The following is a 7,352-nucleotide window of genomic DNA, read 5'->3' on the forward strand; positions in this document are numbered from 1 at the left end:
CAACTGTCGAGTAAAAAGGTTCAACTGTCGAGTAAAAAGGTTCAACTGTCGAGTAAAAAGGTTCAACTTTTTTAATGAACCGCCAACGCGCAGCGTCTCGTCAGAGAAGGACGCAAAGGAAGAGAAGGAAGAGAAGAAAGAAATGCTTAACTCAATTGTGTTGAGTTTCAAATAAAATATTATGTTTAAGATATTTAAGGGCTTTTATAAAGCGAAGAATACCCGCACAGTACCATTGCTGGAAATCTTGACAATGGCGGCAGAGACTTTGTGGAGTAACAAATTACGCACAGGTCTAACTATGTTGGGCGTGATTATTGGGATTTCTTCAGTTATTGCTATTACTTCTGTCGGTCAGGGAGTACAAAAAGGGGTTGAGCAACAGATACAAGCATTAGGTACAGATGTGATCCAAATCTTGGCGGGTGCGGCGAGAAGTGGGAATGTCCGTCAAGGAGTAGGTTCTAGTAGTACCTTGACTTGGGAAGATGCTAAGGCGATCGCTACCCAAGCACCATCAGCACAGATGGTTTCTGCTTATCTCCAACGGACTGCTCAAGTTGTATATGCAGGACAGAATACCTCAACAACCGTTTATGGCACTGATTTAAACTACCCAGAAGTCAGAAATACTCACCCCCAACAAGGGAGATATTTTACTCAGGAAGAACTAGATACTGCCGCACAGTTTGCCATTCTTGGCCCCACAGTCCAAAAAACACTCTTTGAACAGGGAGCCAATGTCATCGGTGAGAAAATTCGGATTCAGGGAGAGGCTTATGAAGTAATTGGGGTGATGGAACCTAAAGGCGCTCAAGGCCCGATGGATCGAGATGACCAGATTTTTATTCCTCTAACTACTATGTCGAAAAGACTAGTTGGTAACAATGCCTTGGTAGGGGTTTCTGTGAATGGGATTTTAGTCAAAGGCGCTAATCAAGAGCAGTTGGAAGCGGCTCAGTTTCAAGTTACCAATCTATTACGGCAGCGTCATAACATTTATCCGCCACAAGCTGATGATTTTCGGTTGACTAATCAAGCTGATATTGTTAGCACCTTTACTAGTATTGTGGGCTTATTTACAGTCATGGTGGTAGCGATCGCAGGAATTTCGCTGGTGGTTGGTGGAATTGGGATTGCTAATATTATGCTAGTTTCCGTGGTTGAGCGGACGCGAGAAATCGGGATTCGCAAAGCTGTAGGAGCCACCAATTCGGCAATACTTAATCAATTTTTAGCCGAAGCGATCGTGATTTCCATTGTCGGTGGAGGTATTGGGATGGCGACTGGGGTTTTATTAGCGTTTGTGGCTGCAAACGTTTTCAAATTTCCCTTTGTAATTTCCTTCTTGTCAATCATTGCTGGCTTTGTACTCTCCTTAACCGTTGGCTTAATCGCTGGGGTAATTCCAGCAAGGAACGCATCTAAATTAGATCCAATCAATGCTTTAAGAAGCGACTAGATAATTCGTAGTTCGTAATTCGTAATTCGTAATTCCTAATACTATTTCTTTGTGAGGCTGCGCCAAATTTTCTTTCTTTCTTTGTGTCCTTTGCGCCCTTTGCGGTTCGTTCCTCATATAGTTTGGTAGTTTGGCGCATCTTCATACAGAATTGGTATAACTCCTAACTCCTAACTCCTAACTCCTAACTTTTAAATCTTATGCCAACAATGATTTGGATGGAATCTATTACTAAAACCTACCACTTGGGAGAAGTTAGTGTTCCCATACTCAAGGGAATTCAACTTTCTATTGAGGAAGGGGAATATGTCTCGATTATGGGTGCGTCAGGTTCGGGTAAATCTACACTCATGAATATTTTGGGATGTCTGGATCGTCCGACAACTGGAGACTATATTTTTGAGGGCAGAAACCTAACGACTTTTGATGATGATGAATTAGCCTATATTCGCAACCAAAGGATTGGTTTTGTGTTCCAACAATTTAACCTATTGGCGCGGGCGACAGCGTTGGAAAATGTCATGTTGCCTATGGTTTACGCTAACTTGCCCAAGCCAAAACGCCGGGAAAGGGCATTAGAAGCCTTAGAAAAGGTAGGATTAGGGGGACGCATCGCTAACCGTCCGAGTCAACTTTCTGGGGGACAACAACAGCGAGTAGCGATCGCTCGGGCTTTGGTTAACCGACCTGCATTAGTTTTGGCAGATGAGCCAACAGGAGCTTTAGATACTGAAACCTCTCATGAGGTGATGAGTTTGCTAACTGAACTGAATAACCAAGGGATTACGATTGTAATTGTCACTCATGAACCAGATATCGCTGCTCAAACCCAAAGGATTATTCGAGTTCAGGATGGTTTGATTGTCGGCTAATTTGTTAGGATCAACGCTTTGAGGGGAAATTTAAGATTAAAATCTCTGTAGGTGAATCAGGATGAAAACTTTTTGTTATATCCTCAAAAAACCTAATTAATGACTATTCTAGATTATGAATTTTAGCTTATTGTTCGTGCATTCTATCTGGCTTACTGTCGCGTTAACGATTTTTCTTCCAAATGCAGTCAGTGCAGCAACTCCGCCAAAAGCACAGAATTCCTCAAGCTCTATACAGGTTCCCGATCGCCTCAACCCCAATCCCAATCCTCTCCAATTTCCGACTAAACCAGAGGAAGTAAAGATTCAGGGAACTGTACCAATCAGTTTGGCACAAGCTTTGGAACTCGCAAAACGCAACAATCGAAACTTACAGGTAGCTATATTACAGCTAGAACGCAGTCGCTCGGCGTTACGCGAGTCTCAAGCTGCCTTGTTTCCGACTCTGGGACTCAATAGTAGTGTGACTAATAGTGGTAATGGTTTTAGTAACAATTCATCTCAAGCCAGTACCTCTTTTAATGGTTCAGCCCAACTGAATTACAATCTCTATACTTCTGGGAACCGACAAGCGGCTATCCGAGCCTCAGAGGAACAGCTACGGATAGATGAATTAAATGTTGAAAGTCAGTCTTTGACAATTAGGTTGAATGCCACGACTCAATACTACGATTTGCAACAAGCAGATCAACTAGTCAGAATTAATCGGTCTGCTGTCGAAAATGCCCAGGCTAGTTTGCGCGATACTCAAGCCAGAGAACAGGCGGGAGTGGGTACGCGGTTTGATGTGTTACAAGCTCAGGTGAATTTAGCAAACGCCCAACAACAACTGACTAATGCGATTTCACAGCAGCAAATTGCCCGTCGTCAGCTTGCCACGTCGTTAAGTTTGTCGCAATCAGTTGAGATTAGTGCCTCAGATCCAGTACAGTTAGCTGGTCTTTGGCCGCAGACAGTAGAACAAAGTATTGTCCAAGCGTTTCAAAATCGTCCAGAGTTGCAGCAGTTTTTGGGACAACGTAATATTGCCGAGCAACAGCGACGACAGGCACTTTCACAGCTAGGGCCGCAAATTAGTTTGACAGGAAACTACAATCTGCTAGATCGGTATAATGATGGCGTGAGCGTTACTGATGGCTATTCAGCAGGAATTCAAGGAAGTCTAACTTTGTTTGATGGGGGCGCAGCAAAAGCACAGGCGGCTCAATCGAAAGCGAATATTGCGATCGCAGAGAATCAATTTGCTACCCAGCGCGACCAAATTCGCTTTGATGTCGAACAGTACTATGCTCAATTGCAATCCAATTTAAATAATGTGCAGACTTCTAGTGTGGCTTTAAATCAAGCCAGGGAAGCTCTGACTTTGGCAAGGTTGAGGTTCCAAGCTGGTGTGGGGACCCAAACAGAAGTGATTGCTGCTGAAAATGACCTGACAAGAGCAGAAGGTAATCGAGTCACAGCTATTTTGGATTACAATCGCGCTCTAGCTAATTTGCAAAGATCGGTAACATCCAGGGCATCGCGCTAAAATAACTTTTTTTCAACGCATAGGCGCTTCTCTACGAGACGCTACGCGAACGCCTTCCCGCAGGGTAGGTACGCAAAGGTTAACGCAAAGGTACGCGGAGGTTTTTTAAAGATAATTCGCTACGTCCCAAGATAATTAGTTGCATCTTCATAGAGAATTGGCATTAGCACAGTGTTGATTACTAAAAGTCTTGAAGCAACTTGGGTTTATACTCAGCACTCACCACTCCCTACTCCTCACTCAGCACTCCCCACTCACCACTTCCTACTCCTCACTCAGCACTCAGCACTCAGCACTCAGCACTCTTATGGCACTGTAATTACTGCTACTGGGCAATGGGCTTTACTTAGAATTGCATCGACTCTATGACCGAAGAAAACGCGACCCGTAACCATTCGGATATTACTGCCTAGAATAATTAGGTCAACTTCCTCGGCTCGGGCAAACTTGAGGATTTCCTTTTCTGGGCTGGTTCCTTGAAGAATATAAGTTTTGACATCAGCACCCAGATTGCGGCCAATGGCTGCTTGCTGTTCGAGCATATCGTGAGCAATTTCCTTTACTGGAGCAAGCGATCGCTGTTCGTAAAGAATATACTCAATCTGTGGCAAATTAATCACGTTAACGATCATCACTAATGCCCCGGTTTGAGCTGCGATCGTACTTGCCATCTCTACGGCATTTTTGCTGTATTCTGTCCCCACCGTTGGCACCAAAATCTTTTTGAGCTGTTGTTGAGGGATTTTGCATATCTCGCCTTTGGGGTGCGGTAGGTGCGACTTTACTACCATCGTTGCACATGGCGCTTCTTGAACAACGCGATCGACAAGCAAGTTAAATAACGCTTTTTGGGAGTTTATCTGTTCAGAAGCTCCCAGTACAATCAAGTCATAGTTTTTGTTCGCTTCATGCAGAATTATCTCCGCTTTATTACGCCCAGACTCCGTTTTTGTTTGCAGCATGGTATCAGCAGGTAGCTGCATTTCCTCAATGACAGCAGCTATAGCTTGTTCGGCGGCGGTATCTTTCAGCTGGGTTGCCTCCATCCGGCGTTCTCTGCTTTGAGGTTGCTTATCACTTAGGGCATATAGTGATGTAACTTCTATCGAGTTTTGGTGAGCCATGTAACCGACTAGTTGCGCCGCCAGTTGGATGTTGGGGCCACCGCTAGTGGGTATTAAGACACGCTGAATCTGTTTGATAAAGCTGCGGCTGTCCTGTTCTTCTTGTTCCAAACGTCGAGCTTCTTCTTCACCCATAACCACTTTTGATAAAGTCCAGCGCAGCAGGGGTGGAGCCATTAAGGAAGTGACGATCGCCACCATAACAATAATCGAGTACATCTGGGGATTCAGCACTCCCAAAGATAAACCAATGGTAGCAACGACAATTTCCATCGCCCCGCGAGCATTCATCCCGGAACCCATCGCCAATCCTTCCCAATGACTCAAACCGCCGACGCGAGAACCAAGGTAAGCACCTGTAAATTTCCCAACACAAGCGACAACGAGAACAATCAGGCCAAATATAAACGTTTGGGGAACTAACAAGGTGAGCAAGTTAACTTTCAAGCCAGCTGAAGCAAAGAAAATTGGCGCGAGAAAGGCTGCTGTGAAGACTTCTAACAGATGTCCAGCTTCATTGCTAAAGCGGCGGGATTGACCGGCCAGAATACCCACCACGAAAGCACCTAATGCTGCTTCTAGACCTAATCCGTGGGTCAGTGCTGCTGCCGAGAGCGAAAGAATCAACACAACCGATATACTAGCGGCGATACCGCCAACGTAGTCATCAACCCAGCGCAAAATCTGATCTACGATGGTACGCCCAATTGTGAAAGCGATCGCTAAAAATAATATAGCTGCACTCACGGAATGGAAAATTGTCCCAAAGTCAAATTTGCCGCTACTAGCTAAACCTGAAACCACAGAAAGTAAAATCCAGCCGATGGTATCGTCAGTCATCCCAGCAGCTAGGGTAACTTGACCAATGTCACGGCGAATCAGGTTTAAATCCATCAGCACCTTGGCAATCACTGGTACTGCCGAAATACTCATTGCTGTGGCGATAAACAGACTGAATACCAATCGCTTTTCTGGATTGGCTAAAAAACTTTCTGGTAATAGCCAGCCTAGTCCAAATCCGGTGATAAAGGGGACAATAATTCCGCCTAGTGAAATTAAAAGAGCCGTTTTACCTTTACGAAGAATCAGTTTGAGATCCGTCTCCAACCCAGTCACAATCAGTAAAAATAACACCCCCAACCAAGAAATTACCGAAAGTAAATTAGACTGTTCTTGACTTTTGGGAAAGATGTGCGCCTGTAAGTCTGGAAGGAGTAAACCAAATAGAGAAGGGCCAAGCAGCACACCCGCTAGTAATTCCCCAACAACAGGCGGTAGGTTAATCCGGCGCATCAACTCACCTAATCCCCGCGCTACCAGAAGCAATAGTGACAGTTGCACCAGCACTAATAGTAGTTCATGATGACCAAGAGGTTTAATTACACCGTCACCTGCTACTTTCTGTGCAGCGAGTACAGGCACTAAGATCAGGGGCAGGTTTTGCATAATTTCCAAAGGTGAGATTACAAATTTTTAACCGGGCTGTTCAAGTAAATCCTGAAAATGTTTACTTACACATCGGCCTAGAAGCTTAAAGTATCATTGTCATTATTAATTGCAATGACGATTGTGTGCGATCGCCCTCATCTGTCAGTTCAGCAGCAAAGCTCATCAACTTATTTTCGAGCGCGAACAAACAACTTTGTAGTATCTTCCCAAATACCTCGATCGGTTGCTAGTTTCTCAATTTCTGCTTGGTACTCAACTTGCAACTGATTTAATTGTTCTGGTGATAAGTTTGACAACCGGGGATTACCTTTAAAATTTATCTTAATTGCTATCTCTGATAATCTGTTATCCCTAAGAGGGCGATAACGTCCTGATGGTTCAATCTTAATTTCGATATCTCTAAAACCTGCCTGATTAAGCAAATTCTGACATTTTTCTGGACTTCCCAGTGGTTCAAGGATATGTGGTAGCGATACACCCAAAACCCTAGCACAGATCCTCTGCTGAAGAGATGCCATATAAGCAGTTTCGGGAGGACAGGTAAATGCCACAAACCCTGCGGTTTTCAAGAAACGATACCATTTTTTTAAAATAGCAAGAATATCAGGAAAAAGTACAATTGCCTCACAGCAAAAGATAACATCAAAACTGCGATCGCTAAAGTTTAAATACTCTGCATCTGCCTCAATTAACTCGATGTTTTGTAATTTTGCTGCGGCAATTTTTTGTCTTGCTTGATACAACATTCCAGGGGTCATGTCAATCCCAATCACGTACCCATCTGAACCAACTTTTTCAGCTGCGGGTATCGCAATTAAACCTGTTCCAGTCGCCACATCAAGGATTTTCTGTCCCGAATGTAGCAGGGTGGTTTCATACAAACAGAGAAAAATGACAATACTTATGGGAGGCGATCG

The 7,352-nt window shown here is 44.1% G+C and carries 5 protein-coding genes; 3 read left to right on the plus strand and 2 right to left on the minus strand.

Features of this window, described 5'->3' with window-relative positions; translation table 11 throughout:
* Window positions 1–181 precede the first annotated feature (181 nt).
* From HWQ37_RS29745 to HWQ37_RS29755, 3 genes are all read left to right on the plus strand, one after another.
* Complete coding sequence (locus HWQ37_RS29745) at window positions 182–1,462, plus strand: ABC transporter permease (RefSeq protein ID WP_465249726.1); 1,281 nt, start codon at window positions 182–184, stop codon at window positions 1,460–1,462.
* 200 nt (window positions 1,463–1,662) lie between these two features.
* Window positions 1,663–2,334: an ABC transporter ATP-binding protein gene (locus HWQ37_RS29750; protein ID WP_292754005.1), complete on the plus strand. Its 672-nt coding sequence runs from the start codon at window positions 1,663–1,665 to the stop codon at window positions 2,332–2,334.
* A gap of 115 nt (window positions 2,335–2,449) precedes the next feature.
* Entirely contained in the window at window positions 2,450–3,862 is a 1,413-nt protein-coding gene (locus HWQ37_RS29755; RefSeq protein WP_292754006.1) for a TolC family protein, read from the plus strand.
* 305 nt (window positions 3,863–4,167) lie between these two features.
* Here the strand turns inward: HWQ37_RS29755 and HWQ37_RS29760 are convergent, their stop codons facing one another.
* Window positions 4,168–6,432, minus strand: coding sequence for a cation:proton antiporter domain-containing protein (locus tag HWQ37_RS29760; protein ID WP_292754007.1), 2,265 nt, complete (start codon window positions 6,430–6,432; stop codon window positions 4,168–4,170).
* A gap of 170 nt (window positions 6,433–6,602) precedes the next feature.
* Window positions 6,603–7,352 (minus strand): class I SAM-dependent methyltransferase (locus tag HWQ37_RS29765; RefSeq protein WP_292754008.1); only part of this gene is annotated, 750 nt, incomplete at its 5' end.

The sequence above is a fragment of the Nostoc sp. NMS4 genome (genome assembly GCF_017115095.1).
In the GTDB taxonomy this organism is placed as follows: domain Bacteria; phylum Cyanobacteriota; class Cyanobacteriia; order Cyanobacteriales; family Nostocaceae; genus Nostoc.